This is a genomic window from Halomonas sp. JB37 (assembly GCF_002332255.1).
In the GTDB taxonomy this organism is placed as follows: Bacteria; Pseudomonadota; Gammaproteobacteria; order Pseudomonadales; family Halomonadaceae; genus Vreelandella; species Vreelandella casei.
Genome location: NZ_NRGW01000001.1, coordinates 2,055,904 through 2,073,734 on the forward strand (window position 1 = coordinate 2,055,904; position 17,831 = coordinate 2,073,734).

17 protein-coding genes are annotated in these 17,831 nt (G+C 58.5%); 16 read left to right on the plus strand and 1 reads right to left on the minus strand.

Annotation, left to right across the window (positions count from 1 at the left end):
• Nucleotides 1–241 precede the first annotated feature (241 nt).
• From CIK78_RS09525 to cobJ, 9 genes are read left to right on the plus strand one after another with little or no spacing between them, the layout of a single operon-like run.
• Complete coding sequence (locus CIK78_RS09525) at nt 242–1,975, plus strand: AAA family ATPase (protein ID WP_225734503.1); 1,734 nt, start codon at nt 242–244, stop codon at nt 1,973–1,975.
• Nucleotides 1,972–2,565, plus strand: coding sequence for a cob(I)yrinic acid a,c-diamide adenosyltransferase (gene cobO / locus CIK78_RS09530; protein WP_096279443.1), 594 nt, complete (start codon nt 1,972–1,974; stop codon nt 2,563–2,565). The genes CIK78_RS09525 and cobO overlap by 4 nt, the downstream gene beginning before the upstream one ends.
• Nucleotides 2,565–3,938 carry a cobyrinate a,c-diamide synthase gene (locus CIK78_RS09535; RefSeq protein ID WP_096279445.1) on the plus strand — a complete coding sequence of 458 codons (1,374 nt, stop codon included), beginning with the start codon at nt 2,565–2,567 and terminating at the stop codon, nt 3,936–3,938. The genes cobO and CIK78_RS09535 overlap by 1 nt, the downstream gene beginning before the upstream one ends.
• On the plus strand, nt 3,929–5,026 hold the full coding sequence (gene cobW / locus CIK78_RS09540) for a cobalamin biosynthesis protein CobW (protein WP_096279447.1): 1,098 nt from the start codon (nt 3,929–3,931) through the stop codon (nt 5,024–5,026). Before CIK78_RS09535 ends, cobW begins: the two co-directional genes overlap by 10 nt.
• Entirely contained in the window at nt 5,026–8,886 is a 3,861-nt protein-coding gene (gene cobN, locus CIK78_RS09545) for a cobaltochelatase subunit CobN (RefSeq protein WP_096279449.1), read from the plus strand. Before cobW ends, cobN begins: the two co-directional genes overlap by 1 nt.
• Complete coding sequence (locus tag CIK78_RS09550; RefSeq protein WP_096279451.1) at nt 8,876–10,057, plus strand: cobalamin biosynthesis protein CobG; 1,182 nt, start codon at nt 8,876–8,878, stop codon at nt 10,055–10,057. Before cobN ends, CIK78_RS09550 begins: the two co-directional genes overlap by 11 nt.
• Complete coding sequence (locus tag CIK78_RS09555) at nt 10,047–10,676, plus strand: precorrin-8X methylmutase (protein ID WP_096279453.1); 630 nt, start codon at nt 10,047–10,049, stop codon at nt 10,674–10,676. Before CIK78_RS09550 ends, CIK78_RS09555 begins: the two co-directional genes overlap by 11 nt.
• The gene (locus CIK78_RS09560) at nt 10,673–11,434 is read left to right on the plus strand and encodes a precorrin-2 C(20)-methyltransferase (RefSeq protein ID WP_096279455.1); all 762 of its coding nucleotides are present in this window, start codon (nt 10,673–10,675) and stop codon (nt 11,432–11,434) included. Before CIK78_RS09555 ends, CIK78_RS09560 begins: the two co-directional genes overlap by 4 nt.
• On the plus strand, nt 11,431–12,204 hold the full coding sequence (gene cobJ / locus CIK78_RS09565; RefSeq protein WP_096279457.1) for a precorrin-3B C(17)-methyltransferase: 774 nt from the start codon (nt 11,431–11,433) through the stop codon (nt 12,202–12,204). The genes CIK78_RS09560 and cobJ overlap by 4 nt, the downstream gene beginning before the upstream one ends.
• On the opposite strand, the gene CIK78_RS09570 is transcribed toward cobJ, so the two are convergent.
• Entirely contained in the window at nt 12,193–12,930 is a 738-nt protein-coding gene (locus CIK78_RS09570) for a cobalt-precorrin-6A reductase (RefSeq protein ID WP_096279459.1), read from the minus strand. The two genes, cobJ and CIK78_RS09570, sit on opposite strands and share 12 nt — an antisense overlap.
• Here CIK78_RS09570 and cbiE point away from each other — a divergent pair.
• The 7 genes from cbiE to CIK78_RS09605 all read left to right on the plus strand — a co-directional run bounded on the left by cbiE (nt 12,929) and on the right by CIK78_RS09605 (nt 17,290).
• Nucleotides 12,929–14,137 carry a precorrin-6y C5,15-methyltransferase (decarboxylating) subunit CbiE gene (gene cbiE, locus CIK78_RS09575; protein WP_096279461.1) on the plus strand — a complete coding sequence of 403 codons (1,209 nt, stop codon included), beginning with the start codon at nt 12,929–12,931 and terminating at the stop codon, nt 14,135–14,137. The genes CIK78_RS09570 and cbiE overlap by 2 nt on opposite strands.
• Nucleotides 14,138–14,165: 28 nt before the next feature.
• Nucleotides 14,166–14,555 carry a cobalamin biosynthesis protein gene (locus CIK78_RS09580; RefSeq protein WP_096279463.1) on the plus strand — a complete coding sequence of 130 codons (390 nt, stop codon included), beginning with the start codon at nt 14,166–14,168 and terminating at the stop codon, nt 14,553–14,555.
• Nucleotides 14,555–15,358 (plus strand): precorrin-4 C(11)-methyltransferase, encoded by an 804-nt coding sequence (gene cobM, locus CIK78_RS09585; protein WP_096279465.1) that lies wholly within the window; start codon nt 14,555–14,557, stop codon nt 15,356–15,358. The genes CIK78_RS09580 and cobM overlap by 1 nt, the downstream gene beginning before the upstream one ends.
• Nucleotides 15,355–16,119, plus strand: a complete 765-nt coding sequence (gene cobF, locus CIK78_RS09590) for a precorrin-6A synthase (deacetylating) (protein WP_096279468.1) — start codon at nt 15,355–15,357, stop codon at nt 16,117–16,119. The genes cobM and cobF overlap by 4 nt, the downstream gene beginning before the upstream one ends.
• A 79-nt stretch (nt 16,120–16,198) precedes the next feature.
• Entirely contained in the window at nt 16,199–16,639 is a 441-nt protein-coding gene (locus CIK78_RS09595; RefSeq protein ID WP_096279470.1) for a YtoQ family protein, read from the plus strand.
• A 158-nt stretch (nt 16,640–16,797) separates the two neighbouring features.
• Entirely contained in the window at nt 16,798–17,088 is a 291-nt protein-coding gene (locus tag CIK78_RS09600) for a BrnT family toxin (RefSeq protein WP_096279472.1), read from the plus strand.
• Nucleotides 17,081–17,290 carry a BrnA antitoxin family protein gene (locus CIK78_RS09605; RefSeq protein WP_030069104.1) on the plus strand — a complete coding sequence of 70 codons (210 nt, stop codon included), beginning with the start codon at nt 17,081–17,083 and terminating at the stop codon, nt 17,288–17,290. Before CIK78_RS09600 ends, CIK78_RS09605 begins: the two co-directional genes overlap by 8 nt.
• The last annotated feature ends 541 nt before the right edge of the window (nt 17,291–17,831 follow it).

Genomic DNA, 17,831 nt, shown 5'->3' on the forward strand with positions numbered 1-17,831 from the left:
GACTCGACGGACTGCCGAAGACGAGAGAATAAAGCACGCAAGGCCTTTGCGGTTGGTGACGTGCTGGCGTGATAGGCTGGCCTCTATCTAACGCCTTCCACTATACTGGACGGTCATTGTAGTCACTTTCTTAACGCTTGGCTCTATCGTTATGTTCTTGTCAGGTATGAATAATTTTCACGCGTGAGGCGGTGTCCCTACGCCGTTTAATGTATTAACTTGGCTCCTTTTGCCCATGGTGATGCCTGTGGTTGAGTTTCCCTTTACCGCCGTGGTCGGTCAGACGTCGCTTAAAACAGCGCTGCTGCTGAACGTGATTAATCCGCGTATTGGCGGGGTGCTGATTAGCGGGCCACGCGGTAGCGCGAAATCGACCCTTGCGCGGGCGCTAGCGGCCATTTTGCCTGAGGGCGAGAAGCGAAAACCACCGTTTGTCACCTTGCCGCTTGGCGCCAGCGAAGACCGCCTAACCGGCAGCCTTGATCTGCAAAAGATACTCACTGAGCGTGAAGCCACGTTCCATGAAGGGCTATTGGCCAAAGCCGATGGCGGGATTTTATACGTCGATGAAGTGAATTTACTGGCCGATACGCTGGTCGATTTACTGCTCGATGTCGCGGCCAGCGGTATCAACATCGTCGAACGCGACGGCATTAGCCATTCGCATCCAGCGCGCTTTAGCCTAATCGGCACCATGAACCCCGATGAGGGCGAGCTTCGCCCCCAGTTACTTGACCGCTTTGGACTGTGCCTTGAGCAGCCGCCTAACGTCAGTATTGAAGCGCGCATCGCCATTGTGCAGCAGCGCGATGCCTTTGATCGCGATCCCGCTAGTTTTATAGCAGGCTTTGCCGACGAACAAGCTGCGCTCGTCAGCCGTGTAGAGCATGCGCGCCGAGGGCTGGCGACGGTAACGGCATCTGCCTGGGTTTACGAGCACATCGCTAAGCGCTGCGAAGCAGCAGGGGTTGAAGGTATGCGCGCCGATGTCACCTGGCACCGCGCTGCGCAGGCCCACGCTGCCTGGCGTGGTGATACGACGATCAGCCAGGAAGATGTCGATAGCGTTGAGCCGTGGGTGCTGGCCCATCGGCGTACGCGCTCTGACGATAAGTCTGCTGAGCCGCCATCTTCACCGCCACCATCTTCACCGTCATCGCCTCAAGAATCGGGCCAAGACCCCGGCAGCTCAGTGTCGTCAAGTAATACTGACGAGCACTCAGCTTCACACGGGCAATGGGGCGCTATGCCGCCCATGGCGCAGAACATGCTAGAAAGTCAGCCGCTTACGCTGCCTGCATTATTAGCTCGGCCCTTTGGGAAACACTCGCTGTTTAACGGCGGCACGCGTAAGGGCCTTGCGTTGGGGCAGGGGCGAGCCAGTAAGCCGCCAGCTGCAGCGTTTCGCCCCGATTGGTTTGGCACTTTGATCGCAAATCGCGGTCAGTGGCCCTGGCGTCAGCTGCGCTATCGCAAGGCGCGAACCGGTCAGCCGCGGGTGCATTTGGTATTGCTTGATACCTCCGGCTCGACGCTCGGTAAGCGGCTTTTGGGCCAGACCAAAGGATGGGTCGATAGCCTTACTCGTCAAGCTTATTCAGCTCGTGAGCAAGTGGCGATAGTCGGGTTTGGTAACGACACGCTGGCGTGCCTACTGCCACGACAGCGTGCTCCCAAAAGTGTGCAGGCCTTATTGAATGCCACCGATGGCGGCGGCGGCACACCGCTACGTAAAGCGGTTGCTCACGCAGGCCAGTTGATTCGTCAGTGGCAGCGCCGCGACCCCGGCTTACTTATCCGTACTTACCTAATGACCGATGGGCGTACCCGAGAGTCCGTCGCTGGCCTGCCGCCGCTTGGCGACTGCGTGGTCATGGATGCCGAACAGTCCTTCGTTAAACGTGGCCAGGCAGCGCGTCTTGCTCAGCAGCTTGGCGCACTCTATTGGACACCGCCCACCCAGGAGCCAGCATGAGCGATAGCAGCCACCTAGACCGTATGCAGCGTAAGAAAGAAGTTATCGACGAGCGAATAGCGCGTGCATCTGAAGAGCGCGGTGTATTGATTTTGCTAAAAGGAAACGGCAAAGGAAAGAGCAGTTCTGCTTTCGGCACGCTGGCGCGTTCGTTAGGCCATGGCCAAAAAGGCGCGGTCATTCAGTTTATTAAAGGCCGCCGTGAGACCGGTGAATATCTGTTTTTTCGCGATCACCCTCAGCTTGACTGGCACATTATGGGCCAGGGCTTTACCTGGGAAACCCAGGATCGACAGCGCGATATCGAAGCCGCCGAAGCCGCCTGGGAAATCGCCCGGGGGCTGTTAGAAGACCCTGCCTACAACGTTATCGTATTGGACGAAATGAGCTACATGTTCAAATACGACTATTTAGACACGGCGCCTATTGTCGAGGCGCTTTTACGCCGACCCGCCCACCAAAATGTGATTATCACCGGCCGAACCATGGCGCTGCCGCTGCAGGAAATCGCCGATACCATCAGCACCGTACAGGATGACCGTCACGCGTTTCGTAACGGCGTTAAAGCTCAGGCGGGGATCGAGTACTGATGACGACATCTTTGCCAAGCGCTAGCTGCCCGGCGCTATTTATCGCCGCACCTTCTTCAGGGCAGGGCAAAACAACCGTCACGGCGGGGCTGGCACGCCTGCTGCGCAACCAGGGCAAAGTAGTCAGAGTATTTAAAACTGGCCCTGATTATCTGGACCCGCAAATATTGGCGCAAGCATCGGGCCAGCCCGTAGACCAGCTAGATCTGTGGATGGCCGGCGAGGCCTACTGCCGGCAGCGTTTTTATCAAGCGGCGGTGAGTGCCGATATTATTTTGGTGGAAGGCGCCATGGGCCTTTTCGATGGCGAGCCTTCCAGCGCCGATTTGGCTGCGCTGTTCGAGTTGCCGCTGGTGATCGTGATGGACGTTAAAGGCATGGCACAAACGGCGGCCGCCTTGATGTCGGGCCTTGCAGGCTTTCGTGATGACCTTCTCATCGCAGGCATGATCGCCAACGCCTGCGGCACGCAGCGACATCGCGAGCTGATTGAGTCAGCGCTACCGCCCTCGATTCCGCTACTTGCCGCATTGCCGCGCGACCCCGCCTTAACGCTTCCCGAACGTCACCTGGGGTTGGTTCAGGCAGACGAGATTCGTGATGATTTGGAAGCGCGCTTTGAAGCGGCCGCCAGCGCATTAGACGCCGCCGGGCTGGCGACGGCGCTGATGAAAATAGCACCCGTAACGTTCACCGCTGCGCAAGGCCATGTGCCGTCAGTGCCATCATCGCTGGCGGGCCAGACCATTGGTGTAGCTAAAGATGCGGCGTTTAGCTTTATCTATCAGGCCAATTTGGACCTGCTTGAGCAGATGGGCGCGAAGCTATGCTTTTTCTCACCGCTGAGCGAGCGCCGTTTACCCTTGTGCGATGCGCTTTGGCTGCCCGGTGGTTATCCTGAGCTGCATGCCTCAACGTTGGCTGAGAATGCCAGTATGCGCGAGGATATTCAGCGCTTTTATAGCGCAGGCAAGCCCATTCTCGCTGAGTGTGGCGGCATGCTCTACTGTTTGGACACGCTGACCGACTACGACGAGAACACCCATACGATGCTGGGCCTACTGCCAGGGCAAGGCGCCATGCGCGGACGAAGAGGCTGCCAGGGAATGCAAACCGCCGACTTGGCGGAAGGTGCTCTTCGCGGGCATGCGCATCATCGCTCAATGGCAGAAGGCACGCCTGAGCCCATTGCCCACGGCCGCCGTCAGCGCCACCCCGCACCGGGCGAGCCGATTTATCGCCAGCGCCAGTTAACCGCATCGTATCTTCACTTTTTCTTTCCTAATAATCCTGCCGCGGTCGCGAGCCTGTTCAGCGGCTCAGCAGCATCAGCGCAGCCTAGCGCCACAGAGGAATTTAACGCATGCAGCTAAATAAAATCCCCGCCACGGTCGTCACCGGTTTTCTCGGCAGCGGTAAAACGACGCTGCTGGCCAATATTCTGCGTCAAGTGACCGGCAAGCGCATTGCGGTGATCGTCAACGAATTTGGCGAGCAGGACATAGATTCGAGCCTGCTGCGTAGCTGCGCGCTCGGTTGCGAAGGCGAACAGCCGATGGACGGCGAGGACGGCAGTATTTACGAGCTGGCCAATGGCTGTATCTGTTGCACTGTGGAAGAAGAATTTTTGCCAGTGATGAAAAAGCTGGTCGCACGGCGTAATGATATCGACCACATTTTAATTGAAACCAGCGGGCTGGCGCTGCCCAAGCCGCTGGTGCAGGCATTTAACTGGCCGGAAGTGCGCAGCCACTGCACCGTAGATGCAATTATTACCGTCATCGATGGGCCTGCCGTGGCCGCCGGCCGTTTTGCCAGCGACGAAGGTAAAGTGGCTGCGCAGCGTTTAGCTGACGAAAGCCTTGATCACGACCCGAGCCTGCGTGAACTGCTTGACGATCAGCTCAGCGCCGCGGATTTAGTCTTGGTCACCAAGACCGACCTGCTAAGCGCAGAGGAAAAGGCCCGCGTGGAGACGCTAGTAAAAGCGCGGGTGCCAGCGTCGGTCAAAATCCTGTTTATCGACCAAACGCTGGCGACCGACACCGCGCAGCTAGAGGCATTAATGGGCATTGGCGCGGCTAGCGAAGAGAACATCGACCGTATCGCCAACCACCACGACAAACATCACGCTGAAGGCGCGCACCACGACCACGCCCACGATCATTTTGATTCTTGCGTGATAACGCTCGGCGAAGTCGATGCCGACGTTCTGGCAGCCCAGCTTCAGCAGCTGCTAGAAACACAGGAAATCTATCGGGCTAAAGGCTTTGCGGCGGTTCCCGGCAAGCCGATGCGCCGCGTAATTCAAGCGGTAGGCGAACGGCTAGACGGCTACTTCGACAGGCTTTGGGGGCAGGATGAGCGTCGCCAAACCCAACTGGTCATTATTGGTAAAGCGCTTAACCGCGACGATATTCAGGCGGCGCTATCCAGCGCTGAGCGCACGGTTAGCGCTTAATGCATCTTTTCGCTGCCAAGCCTGGGGGCTTTGTTGACGATGAAGGTATCGTCGACCTGCAACAAAGCCCCGCCGAGGTCGTCATTATGTCAGCGGCTGACAGCAACCTGTCGGCGCTGGCTCAGGCGGTTGACCGCCTGGGCGATGATTACCCGTCGGTGAGGCTGGCGAACTGGATGAATCTGGTAAAGCCGGCGGCCTTTGATCTCTATGAAGATCGCGTGCTTGAAAAAGCCAGGCTGGTGATCGTTTCGCTGTTAGGCGGCAAGGGCTATTGGCCTTACGGTCATGAGCGCTTGTTGGCCTGGGCTGCGGCGAAACCTGAGCGCCAGCTGATTATGGTCCCCGGCTGTGATGCACCGGACGATGCGCTACTGAACGATTCGAGCGTGAGCTTTGACGCTGCCTACCGCGTGTGGCGCTACCTGCGCGAAGGCGGCGTTGACAATGCCGAGCAACTGCTGCGCTTTGTGGGTAGCGAGTGTTTAGCCCACGCTCAGCCGTGGCAAGAGCCGAAGGTGATCCCCGCGGCGGTTATCTATGTGCCGCAGGTAAGCGGGCGCCAGGCGGTGAGCCTAAGTGAATGGCGTGATCAGCGTGTTGCTGAGCGACCTGTTTGCTTACTGCTGTTTTATCGCAGCCATCTGCAGGGCGGCAATACCGCCGTGCCCGACGGCATGATTGATGCGCTTAAAGCCCAAGGGCTTGAGCCGTTAGCCGTGGCCGTAGCATCGCTAAAAGAGGGGCCCTGTATCGCGTTTGCCAATCATCTTATTGAGCAAACCGGTGCCATGCTGGTGATCAATACCACCAGCTTTTCGGTCAACCGTAATACCGACGAGGTCGATGCCCTCAGTAGCGAGCAGGGCAGTGATGTTTCGGGCAGCCTGTTTGTCGGCAGCCCCGTGGTGCTCCAGGCCATGATGGCCAGCAGCACAGCTGAGGACTGGCAGGCAATGGCCGCGGGGCTACATAGCCGCGACGTGGCGATGCAGATAGTGCTACCTGAAATGGACGGGCGCATCATCACTCGCGCCGTCGGGTTTAAGGCCGAAGCACACTACAATGCCCGCAGCCAGCTGTCGGTCACGCATCACACGCTGCATCCTGAACGCGCAGCGTTTGTCGCCACGCTGGCACGTCGGTTTTGCGACCTGCGGCAAACGCCCAACGCTGAAAAACGTGTCGCACTGATCATGGCGAACTACCCCAACCGCGATGGGCGTATTGGCAATGGCGTGGGGTTGGATACACCCGCTTCAACGCTAAAACTCATAAACGCGCTGGCTTCATCGGGCTACCCGGTCAACGATATCCCTAGTGATGGCGATGCGCTGATTCGCCTGCTGCAGGGTGCAGTCACCAATGATCACGAAAGCCTCGACCAGCGCGTTTGCTGGCAAAGTATTGGCGTTGATGAGTATTTAAGCTGGTTTCAAACGCTGCCCGCCACGCTCCAAGAAGCCGTGTGGGCACGATGGGGCGCACCCGCAGATGACCCCAAATGCCGGCAGGGGCGGCTGATGATTTCCGGTGTTCGCCTGGGGGAAACGTTCGTCGGTATTCAGCCTGAACGTGAGTTTTGTGACGACCCGAACATTGACTTAACGCAGTCGTACCACGATATGCAGTTGGTACCGCCGCATAGCTACTTGGCGTTTTATCTTTGGCTACGCGAGCACTATCACGTTGATGCCGTGGTGCACGTGGGCAAGCACGGCAATTTAGAATGGCTACCGGGCAAAAGCACGGCGCTAAGTGCCGACTGCTGGCCGGATATCGCGCTGGGGCCGCTGCCGCATTTCTACCCGTTTATCGTCAACGACCCCGGTGAAGGTGCCCAGGCTAAGCGTAGAAGCCAAGCGGTGATCATTGATCACCTAATGCCGCCTCTGGCGCGGGCTGAACTGTACGGGCCGATGGCCGAGCTTGAAGCGCTGTGTGATGAGTATTATCAGGCGCTGGATATGGACCCCCGGCGCGAAGCGCTGATTCGTGAGCAGATTTTGAGCCACCTGCGCGCAACCGGCATCGACCAGGAACTTGCCCGCGCTGTTGATAGCAGCTGTGACAGCGAGATTCTCAATGAGCTGGATACCTTCCTTTGCGATATTAAAGAGTCGCAGATACGCCACGGCCTGCACATTCTCGGCACGCTGCCACCGCAGGAGAAGCTAGCGGGTACGCTGGTAGCGCTACTGAGGCTGCCGCGTGGCGAGGCGGCTGCTCAGCGCGGCCTGCTGCATAATCTAGCCGATGACCTGGGGCTATTGAACGACGCTTCCCCCTTTGACCCGCTGGCGGCCAGCAGTGAACCCTGGAACGGCCCGCGCCCGGCACTATTGGCCAGCCAGCTCAGCGATGCTTGGCGAACCGGTGCGGATACCCGTGAGCGGCTGGAACTATTGGCCGAGCAGCTTATTACCGAGTACGTTCTCGCCCAGGGCTGCCTCGTTGAACTCGCCCATGCCTATCCTGCCACCGCGGCGCAGCTGCGCTATGCCCGCGAACATCTGTGGGTCGCTATGCAGCGCGGCGTGAAAATGGAGATTCAGTCGCTATTGGATGGGCTGGACGGTCTGTTCGTGCCCGCTGGGCCAAGCGGCACGCCTAGCCGAGGGCGGCTAGACACGCTGCCTACCGGGCGTAACTTCTTTAGCGTGGATAACCGCTCGATTCCCTCACCGGCGGCCTGGACGCTGGGGCAGAAATCAGCGCAGGCATTCGTAGAGCGCTACCTGCAGGATAACGGCGACTACCCGCGCCGTCTGGGTCTGTCGATTTGGGGCACCGCCACCATGCGTACCGGCGGTGATGACATCGCCCAGGCCTTCGCGCTGATGGGCGTGCGGCCTAAATGGTCGCTGGGCTCGCAGCGGGTGTTCGATTTTGAAGTGATCCCATCGATGCTGCTGAACCGCCCGCGCGTCGACGTCACCTTGCGCGTTTCCGGCTTTTTCCGCGACGCGTTTCCTAACGTCATTCGGCTATTCGATGCCGCGGTGCAAGCCGTTGCCGAGTATCAAGAGCCGGGCGACAGCAATACCATTCGAACGGCTGTGCTCAGCCAGCAGCGCACGCTTGAAGCTCAAGGAATGTCTTCTGAAAGCGCCGCTCAGCAGGCCCGCTACCGTATTTTTGGCAGCAAGCCCGGTGAGTACGGCGCCGGTCTTAATCGGCTGATCGAAAGCCGCGCTTGGAACAGTGCTGACGACTTGGCCGAGGCGTATTTAGACGCAGGCGCCTACGCCTATGGGCAGTTTAAAGAGTCGGGCGTTGGCGCACGCAAGGCGTTTGAACAGCAGCTCAAAGAGCTGGACGCGGTGATGCAAAACCAGGATAACCGCGAGCACGATATTCTTGATTCCAACAGCTATTACGCTTTTCAAGGCGGCATGGCCAATGCCACTCGTGCGCTAAGCGGCCATGCGCCGACCATTTATCACGCGGATCACGCTAACCCGGCCGCCCCCAAGATTCGCACGCTGAAAGAAGAGCTTGCCCGCGTTATTCGCTCGCGTGTGCTGAATCCGAAGTGGATAAATGCGATGCGCGAGCACGGTTACAAAGGCGCGTTTGAAATGGCCGCCACCGTGGACTATCTGTTTGCCTACGACGCCACCACTGATTTAGTCGCGGACTATCAGTACGCCCAGATCAGCGAGGCCTTCGTGCTTGACCCGGCCAGCCAGCAGTTTTTGCGTGAGCATAATCCTGCCGCGCTTGAGGAAATGGCCGAACGGCTGCTTGAAGCGGCCCAGCGCGGCATGTGGCAAGATCCGGGCGAGCAGGGGCAGGCGCTGCAAGACCTGCTGCTGGCAATAGATGAAGCCAAAGAGACCGGCCGCTATGGCCATTAATACGCGCGAAGAGGCGCTCAGCCCTGGTATCAAAGGTTGGTGCCCCGGCGCGTGGCAGCCTATGCAAACCGGCGATGGCCTGCTGGTAAGAGTTCGCCCGCCCATGGGCGAGCTTTCGCGTGCCCAGGTGCTGGCCCTGTGTGAGGCGGCAGATACGTTTGGTAACGGCTTAATAGAGCTCACCAGCCGAGCCAATATCCAGCTGCGCGGAGTAACCGACGCTAGCTGGCCTGCGCTCATGAGCTTTCTGGTTGAAAACGGCCTGGTGGATGCCAACCCAGGGGCCGAGCGCCTGCCGCCCATCATGCTGGCCCCCGGCTGGCAAATAGGCGATGACACGCACACCGGTGCACGTTTGTTGCAAGCAAGGCGCAATGCGCTGGCCATCATGCCAGGCAAGGTCGGCATTGCGATTGATGCAGGAGACGCCCCGGTACTGAGCGACGCTGCGGCAGATTTTCGTATTGAACGTTCAGAATCGGGTGGCTTGATGGTGCGCGCAGAGGGGTATCAGCGTGGCACGCCAGTGGACTCGATTGAGGCCGCCGTTGAGCACTTGATTCGCTTGACACATTGGTTTGTGGAAAGCGGCGGAAGCCAGGCAGGGCGCATGCGCCGACACCAGGTAGCGTTGCCCCCGTGGGCACCCGCCAGCGTGCGCCCGGCGCAGCCAGCGGCAAGCCGCGCACTTGGTAAACAGGCCTGCGGGATGGTCTATGGGCTGCCGTTTGGCCGTGCGCCGGCCACCGCCTGGCGCAAAGCCGTGACCCCGGCGTCTGTGACTCACCTACGCGTCACACCCTGGCGGCGTTTGGTGGTCAAGCAAGCGCTGACTGAAGGCACAGCCTTGCCCGCGGTAGAAGGCTTGATCAGCGATAGCAGTGACTCGCGACTATTGATAGATGCTTGCCCCGGCGCGCCTTACTGCGCACAGGCAAGTGTCGCCACGCAGCCATTGGCTGAGCGATTGAGTGGCCTGGTAGAAACGTCTCTTCACGTGTCGGGCTGCGCCAAGGGCTGTGCCCGGCAACAGGCTGCAGCGGTCTGTTTAGTGGGCCATGCTGGAAAATTTAATCTTATCGTCAACGGCCGTGCCGACAGCACGCCGGTTCAGACAGGCCTCAGTGATGCTGAGGTAATTGCATATCTGGAGAATTTGGGTGCCCTATAAGTACGAAACAAGCGGACCGGCGATTTACCGGGAATCTTTTGCGATTATCCGACGCGAAGCAGAACTGAGCCGCTTTTCGCCAGAAGAAGAGCCGGTAGCGGTTCGTATGATTCACGCCGCCGGGCTGGTCGAGCTTGCCGCGCATATTCATTTTCAAAACGATGCGGTTAACCGCGCACGCTCAGCATTAGAGCAGGGCGCGCCGATCCTCTGCGATGCGCATATGGTCTCTGAAGGCATTACCCGCAAGCGCTTGCCGGCCAACAACGAGGTGATCTGTACCTTGCGCGATGAACGCGTGCCGGGCATGGCTCAACAGATGGCTAATACCCGCTCGGCGGCGGCGCTTGAACTTTGGCGCCCGCATCTTGAAGGTGCCGTGGTGGCGATTGGCAATGCGCCGACCGCGCTGTTTCATCTTTTAAATATGCTCGAAGACCCTAGCTGCCCGCGCCCAGCGGCGGTGATCGGCTGCCCGGTTGGGTTTGTGGGGGCGGCGGAATCAAAGCAGGCGCTGTGGGAGAATTTTGCCATCCCCAGCTGTATCGTGCGCGGCCGCTTAGGCGGCAGCGCGGTGACGGTCGCAGCCCTCAATGCGCTGGCGGATCGTAGCGAATGACCCAGGGAACCCGAACGACCCAGGGAAGCGTTGTGGGCGTTGGCCTGGGGCCGGGGAGTCAGGACCTAATGAGCGTGCGGGCCGACCGGTTGATTCGCCAGGCCACGCACATTGCCTATTTTCGTAAGAAGGGCCGTAAAGGCCATGCGCGCAGCATCGTTGAAGGCCTGCTGGCACCGGATGTTATTGAGCTGCCCATGGAATATCCGGTGACCACGGAAATTCCGGTGGATGACCCGCGCTATAACGCCTTGCTGTCGTCTTTTTATGAGCAGAGCGTTGCCCAGCTGATTGAGATGGCCAACGCCGGCTGCGACGTGGTGGTGCTCTGCGAAGGCGATCCGTTCTTCTACGGCTCGTTTATGCATCTCTATACGCGGCTACTTAACCAGGTATCGGTTTCAGTAGTGCCGGGAATTACCGGTATGTCGGCGGCCTGGACCGCTACCGGGCAGCCGATCACCTGGGGCGATGACATTCTGACCGTCCTCATGGCAACGCTCCCTGAGCAAGCACTGGCGGAGCGGATCGCCCAGACCGACGCGCTGGTCGTCATGAAAATCGGCCGCAACCTTAACAAGCTGCGACGGGCGCTGGTAACGGCTGGCCGTGAGCATCAGGCGTGGCTAATCGAGTACGCGGCGATGGCGCAGCAGCGCGTGCTGCCGCTAAGCGATCTTGATCCGCTAGCTGAAGGAACTGAGAACGTGCCTTATTTCTCGATTGTGCTGATCCACGGCAACGGCAGGCGCCCATGAGCGGATGGCTAAAAATTGTTGGCTTAGGTCCGGGGGCGGCGAGCATGATCACGCCCGAGGTCTCGGCCGCGCTGTTAGAGGCGTCTGATGTGGTGGGCTATGTGCCCTACGTTAATCGGGTCGCGCCACGTGAAGGGCTTATTCGCCATGGTTCAGATAATCGCGAAGAGATTAATCGTGCTGAACAGGCGCTGCAGCTCGCGTTTGAGGGGCATCGCGTTGCAGTAGTTTCTTCCGGCGACCCGGGTGTTTTTGCCATGGCATCCGCCGTGTTTGAGGCACTAGAGGCAGGCGACTCGCGTTGGCGATCAATAGATATTCAGGTGTTGCCGGGTATTTCCGCCATGCTGGCAGCCAGCGCACGGGCAGGCGCACCGCTCGGCCATGATTTTTGCTGTATTAATTTATCCGACAACCTTAAGCCCTGGTCGCTGATTGAAAAGCGCCTGCGCCTCTCGGCAGAGGCCGATTTCGCCATGGCGTTTTACAACCCGCGTTCCAAGGCAAGGCCGGTAGGGTTTGAGCGCACGTTGAAGGTATTGCGTGAGGTGTGTGAGCCCGAGCGTTTGATCATCTTTGCCCGAGCGGTTTCCACGCCCGATGAGGCGATTGGCGTGACGACCCTAGCCAAAGCAACGCCAGAAATGGCCGATATGCGCACGCTGGTGATTGTCGGCTCTAGCCAAACGCGCCGAATTGAGCGAATGAAAAGCCCAGGCGCGGATGAAGACCAGGCTCCGCTGGTGTATACCCCAAGGTCAGTATGCTGAGTTAATCCACGCAAGCACGTCATCGACACAATGAACTTCACGACGCGCTGGCAGCATCGGCCGTTCGATCATCATCACGGGTATCTTCAGTTGACGCGCAGCCGCAAGCTTAGCCGCGGCGCCTTCGCCGCCAGCGTTTTTGCAAACAATACGCTCGATACGCTGCGTTTTTAGTAGCGCTAAATCGCCATCGAGAGTGAACGGGCCTCTGTCTAGCGTGGTGGTAAAATGAGCCAGCGGCGGCGTTTCAGTTGGCGGGTCAATCAGCCGCAGCACGTAGTGATGCTGGGGCTGCGCGCTGAATGCTTTCAGATGTAGGCGACCAATCGCTAGCAGCACGCGCTGGGGTGGGCCGGCCAACGCGGCCACGGCGCCATCAATACTCGCCACTGGCTGCCATTGGTCGCCTTGCTTAGGCTGCCAAGCGGGGCGAGTTAAGGCCAGCATAGCCACACCGCTTTGCGCCGCGGCACTCAGCGCGTTGCGGCTCATTTGCGCAGCGAAAGGGTGGGTGGCATCGACGATATGGGTAATACCCGCGTGCTTAATAAACGCGATAAGGCCATCCACGCCGCCAAAGCCCCCCACGCGGGTAGGAAGCGGTTGGGGCTTTGGCGCACTGACGCGGCCTGCGTAGCTAAAGATGGCCGGAAGCCCACGTTCAGCAACGGCGCAGGCCAGGGCGCTGGCTTCACTCGTTCCGCCAAGAATCAGGACGTTTATCATGGCTGAGATTAACAACACTCCCTGGCTGACAGTTTTAGGCTGGGGGGAGAGTGGCACAGAGGGATTGACGGCGGCAAGCCGTCAGCAGCTGGCGGATGCCGAGGTAGTATTCGGTGCGCGCCGCCACTTGCGCCTTTTGCCGCCACTCAATGCGGCGGTTCGCGAGTGGCCGGTGCCGTTTGCCGAGGGTATTGCCGAGTTGCTGAACGAGCGGGGCCGCCGAGTCGTGATGCTGGTGTCCGGTGACCCGTTCTGGTTTGGTGCCGGCACAAGCCTGACGCCTCACCTGCTTGCCAGCGAATGGACGGCTATCCCTTCGCCCTCAACGTTTAGCCTAGCGGCCTCGCATTTGGCTTGGCCGTTAGAGCGCTGCACCTGCCTGGGCCTGCATGCCAAGCCGCTGACCCGCATTCGGCCGTATCTGCATGCCGGCAGGCGCTTACTGGTGCTGGTAAGAGACGCCGATGCGGTGGCCGAGCTGGCCTCGCTTGTTGTGCAGTTTGGCTTTGCGGAGTCTCAGCTAACCCTGCTTGAATCGTTAGGCGGTGAAAACCAGCGAATCCGCACGCTGAGTATGAGCGAGACGCTGCCGTCGGATATCACTCATCCGGTAGCGCTGGGCATTCTTGTGGCCGGTGACGGCCCGTCTATTCCACTCACGCCCGGCCTTGCCGACAGCTTTTTTGACCACGATGGGCAAATCACCAAGCAGCCTGTGCGCGCTATGACGCTGGCAGCGCTGGCCCCTAAACCCGGTGAGCGGCTGTGGGATATCGGCACCGGCTCAGGCTCCATCGCCATTGAGTGGCTGCTAGCTCACCCTGACAATCAGGCCATTGGTTTTGAGCATCACGCTGAGCGGGCCGCGCGGGCGCGCAGCAATGCCCAGCATCTTGGCGTTGACTGGCTAGACGTCAAAGAAGGCGATGCGCTGGAAGCGCTGGCAAATGCGCCGCTGCCGCAGGCAGTATTTATCGGCGGCGGGCTTTCTCAAGCGCTTTTAGAACAGTTATGGCAGCGCCTGCCAGCGGGCGTGCGGGTTGTTGTCAATGCCGTTACGTTGGAATCAGAAGCGCTGCTGGCGCACTGGCATCAGGCGATAGGCGGCGATCTTTATCGCCTTGAGCTGGCCATTGCCGCGCCTATCGGCCAACGCCGGGGCTGGAAAGCCAGCTACCCGATTGTGCAGTGGCGGGTGGTGCGTTGAAAGGGCGGGTAATGCAGAAGGTACGCCGATGAGCACTACGCCGATACTCATAGCCGGGTTTGGTTTTCGCCGCGAGGCAACGCTGGCATCGCTAGAACAAGCGCTTGAGCAGCTTTGCCACCAATATGGCGATATCGACCGATTGGCCGTTACTCACGCGATGCGCCCGCTGGTGGAAAGCCTCGGCCGCCAGCATTGCCTTGAGGTTGTCGTGGTGGCAGATGACGACTTAGCCAGCATGGCGACGCTTACCCGCTCAGCTTACAGCCAGCAGGCAAAGGGCACCGGCAGCGTGGCGGAAGCCGTTGCGCTTTTGGCTGCTGGCAGCGGTGCCCAGCTACTGGGGCCGCGAATTATTTCAGCCGACAGAAAAGCCACGGCCGCAGTGGCAAAGGCACGGGCAACAGGAGTTATTTGATGACGGTTCATTTTATTGGCGCAGGCCCCGGCGCACCGGATCTGCTCACGCTGCGCGGGCGCGATTTAATCGCGGCCTGCCCTGTATGCCTTTACGCAGGGTCACTCGTGCCCGAGCAGATTCTTGAGCACTGCCCTGAAGGCGCGCGCATCGTTAATACGGCGACGCTTTCTCTGGATGAAATTCTTGATGAAATTCAAGCCGCCCACGCTGCGGGCCAGGATATCGCCCGGCTGCACTCCGGCGATGTGTCGGTGTGGTCCGCCATGGGGGAGCAGCTGCGCCGCCTGCGTGCGCTGGATATTCCCTACAGCGTCACCCCCGGCGTGCCTTCATTTGCGGCGGCGGCGGCAACGCTGGGCCAAGAGCTAACATTGCCAGGAGTGGCGCAATCATTAGTGCTAACACGCACGCCGGGCCGTGCCAGCGCAATGCCCAGCAGTGAAAGCCTCGCTAACTTCGCTAATACCGGCGCTACGCTGGCTATTCATCTTTCCGTGCATAATCTGGCGCAGGTAGTGAGTGATTTGACGCCGTTTTACGGCCCGCAGTGCCCGGTCGCTATCGTTTGGCGGGCGAGCTGGCCCGATGAGCGGGTGGTTCGAGGCCGTCTTTCCAGCATTGAAGCATTAGCCGCAGGTGCCCTGCAGCGCACGGCGCTGATTCTGGTAGGGCCGGTGCTGGAAAACGACGATTTTCATGAAAGCAGCCTTTACGCGGTAGGTTACGACCGCCGCTTTCGGCCTCAGTCTGCGGATTCACCGTTTGCGGGCAGCGTGGATGATGAAGAGGACCGCGCATGATCACGCTTTCGCTGATTGGTATCGGCACTGGCAACCCCGATCACGTTACCTTAGCCGCCGTGCGGGCGCTCAACAGCGCCGATGTGATTTTGCTGCCGCGCAAGGGCGAGGCGAAATCAGACCTGCTCGACCTGCGCCGACTGCTGTGCGAACAGCTGCTTGATAGCGCTACTCAGGCCAACATCGTAGAGTTCGATTTACCCACCCGCGATGCCAAGTGTGCGTACCTAAGCGCGGTAGACGATTGGCATAGTGCCATTGCGCGGGTGTGGGCACAGCTTATGGATAAGCATCTACCCAACGGCGGCCGGGTTGGCATGTTGGTGTGGGGCGATCCTTCGCTTTATGACAGCAGCCTGCGTATTGCCAAGCGCTTGACCGATAGTGGCCGCGCCGTTGAGGTCAAGGTAGTGCCCGGCATCACCAGCCTGCAAGTGCTCACCGCCGAGCACAAAATTCCCCTCAATGCGCTTGCCGAGCCAGTTCAAATAACCACCGGCCGCCGCCTACGCGAACGCGGCTGGCCAAGCGATGCCGCCACCGTTGCCGTCATGCTCGACAGCGGCGGGGCGTTCACCACGCTGCCACAAGAAGATACTTACATCTGGTGGGGCGCTTACCTGGGGATGGACAAGCAATGCTTGATCAAAGGCCCGCTAAGCGAAGTAAACGATGAGATTATTGAGCGACGCGCCGCGCTGCGTGAAGCACATGGCTGGATTATGGATATCTATATGCTCGCCAAACACCCGCTACTGTAACGCTGGTATTAAGTTGGAATGTTTTTCCATAAAATGGCTCTACTTAGTTATCTGATATTCAATATTTAAGGAGTAAGCCATGAGCTTTTACGTTTACCTATCCGGCGAGATCCACACCGACTGGCGCGATGAAATCCAGCGTGGTGCAGAAGCCGCAGGTTTGGATATCGTCTTCACCGCCCCGGTCACCGACCACGACGCCAGTGATGCCGCAGGCGACCACCTAGGTAAGCCAGAAAACGGCTTCTGGCGCGACCACCAGTCGTCTAAGGTCAACGCTATACGTACTCGCACTTTGATTGAGCAAAGCGATTTAGTCGTGGTGCGTTTTGGTGACAAGTATAAGCAGTGGAATGCCGCCTTTGATGCAGGCTACTGCGCCGCACTCGCTAAGCCCTACATAACCCTGCACAGCGACGACATCGTTCACCCGCTGAAAGAGGTGGATGCCGGTGCGCAGGCTTGGTGCACCACCACTGAACAAGTCGTTGAAACCCTCAAGTACGTGCTGAAAGCATAAGCCTGCAAAATATTCTGCAGGCCCAAAGTGGCCTGTAGAATTTCCGACTTTGAATCGTTGATTTAATGAGCGCACGCTTTGGCGCGTCAAAGATCTTGCCCCAAGAATCATCATTTCCAATAGCTTGATAATACTTATAATATAACTACAACGTAATTATGAGTTGTCTTACCTTTGACTGGGATCCACGTAAGAATGCCGCTAATCGTAAAAAGCATGACGTCTTTCAAGAGGTCAGAACTGCTTTTACAGATGAGTTCGGCCGTCTGATATCAGATCCCGACCATTCTGAGGAGGAGGATCGCTTCATACTTCTCGGGACGAGCATTCATTCGCGCTTGTTGGTGGTGTGCCACTGCATTAGAGACGGTGAGACCATTCGCATTATTTCAGCGCGCAAGGCAGATAAACGAGAGAGAAAAGCCTACGAAGGATATAGATATGCGTGATCATTATGATTTTTCAGAGTCTGTTAAAAACCCATACGCCAAAAAGCTTAAAAAGCAGGTCACGATCCGGCTGGATGAAGACACCATCGCGTATTTCAAAAATCTCGCTGAAGAAAAAGACCTACCTTATCAAAGCTTGATTAATCTCTATCTGCGCGACTGCGCGCAGTCACATAAAGACCTTAAGCTGGAATGGCAATAAACGTTGCAGCGCTGGCCTAGCCTTATATTACTATACTCAGCGAAGAAGCTCGCTTAAAGCAGATGATGCCAAGGCCCAGGCCATGCGTACGACTACCGATCCAGTCGTCGAAACTCTGCGCTATGTCCTCAAAGCATAAATCCAAAGCTCCTCCCACAAACATAGCCACTGCATTAGTGGTGTTGAACAAGTGTTGCGGGAGGGCGCTTTAGCGCGCGATATATTCCGCCACAATAAAGCCCCCTGTAATGCGGGTACCGCCTTGGGAAGGCACGAGCTAAAAAGGGACCCGCGAAGGGCAGCACCCGCAGCCCCGCTCAGCCACATGCCCACATCGTCAACTCCCCACCGCGCAGGCGTTGCGGCTCAGGGCGCAACGGTAACGTCACCCAAACCAACACCCACCTAAGACCTATGGCTACCCCTCGCGATCAAGTTTTCAGGTGACCGAAGCAAAATTTATCAATAAAGTATGATTGAATAGAGCAAAACGAGCGGACACGCGAGTTTTTGATATATAGCCGAATGTCGCGCCTGTGCT

Bases quoted from the DNA above. Each gene is read 5' to 3' on its own strand.
- CIK78_RS09525 (WP_225734503.1), top strand. From the start codon at position 242: ATGCCTGTGGTTGAGTTTCCCTTTACCGCCGTGGTCGGTCAGACGTCG.
- cobO (WP_096279443.1), top strand. From the start codon at position 1,972: ATGAGCGATAGCAGCCACCTAGACCGTATGCAGCGTAAGAAAGAAGTT.
- CIK78_RS09535 (WP_096279445.1), top strand. From the start codon at position 2,565: ATGACGACATCTTTGCCAAGCGCTAGCTGCCCGGCGCTATTTATCGCC.
- cobW (WP_096279447.1), top strand. From the start codon at position 3,929: ATGCAGCTAAATAAAATCCCCGCCACGGTCGTCACCGGTTTTCTCGGC.
- cobN (WP_096279449.1), top strand. From the start codon at position 5,026: ATGCATCTTTTCGCTGCCAAGCCTGGGGGCTTTGTTGACGATGAAGGT.
- CIK78_RS09550 (WP_096279451.1), top strand. From the start codon at position 8,876: ATGGCCATTAATACGCGCGAAGAGGCGCTCAGCCCTGGTATCAAAGGT.
- CIK78_RS09560 (WP_096279455.1), top strand. From the start codon at position 10,673: ATGACCCAGGGAACCCGAACGACCCAGGGAAGCGTTGTGGGCGTTGGC.
- cobJ (WP_096279457.1), top strand. From the start codon at position 11,431: ATGAGCGGATGGCTAAAAATTGTTGGCTTAGGTCCGGGGGCGGCGAGC.
- cbiE (WP_096279461.1), top strand. From the start codon at position 12,929: ATGGCTGAGATTAACAACACTCCCTGGCTGACAGTTTTAGGCTGGGGG.
- CIK78_RS09570 (WP_096279459.1), bottom strand. From the start codon at position 12,930: ATGATAAACGTCCTGATTCTTGGCGGAACGAGTGAAGCCAGCGCCCTG.
- CIK78_RS09580 (WP_096279463.1), top strand. From the start codon at position 14,166: ATGAGCACTACGCCGATACTCATAGCCGGGTTTGGTTTTCGCCGCGAG.
- cobM (WP_096279465.1), top strand. From the start codon at position 14,555: ATGACGGTTCATTTTATTGGCGCAGGCCCCGGCGCACCGGATCTGCTC.
- cobF (WP_096279468.1), top strand. From the start codon at position 15,355: ATGATCACGCTTTCGCTGATTGGTATCGGCACTGGCAACCCCGATCAC.
- CIK78_RS09595 (WP_096279470.1), top strand. From the start codon at position 16,199: ATGAGCTTTTACGTTTACCTATCCGGCGAGATCCACACCGACTGGCGC.
- CIK78_RS09600 (WP_096279472.1), top strand. From the start codon at position 16,798: ATGAGTTGTCTTACCTTTGACTGGGATCCACGTAAGAATGCCGCTAAT.
- CIK78_RS09605 (WP_030069104.1), top strand. From the start codon at position 17,081: ATGCGTGATCATTATGATTTTTCAGAGTCTGTTAAAAACCCATACGCC.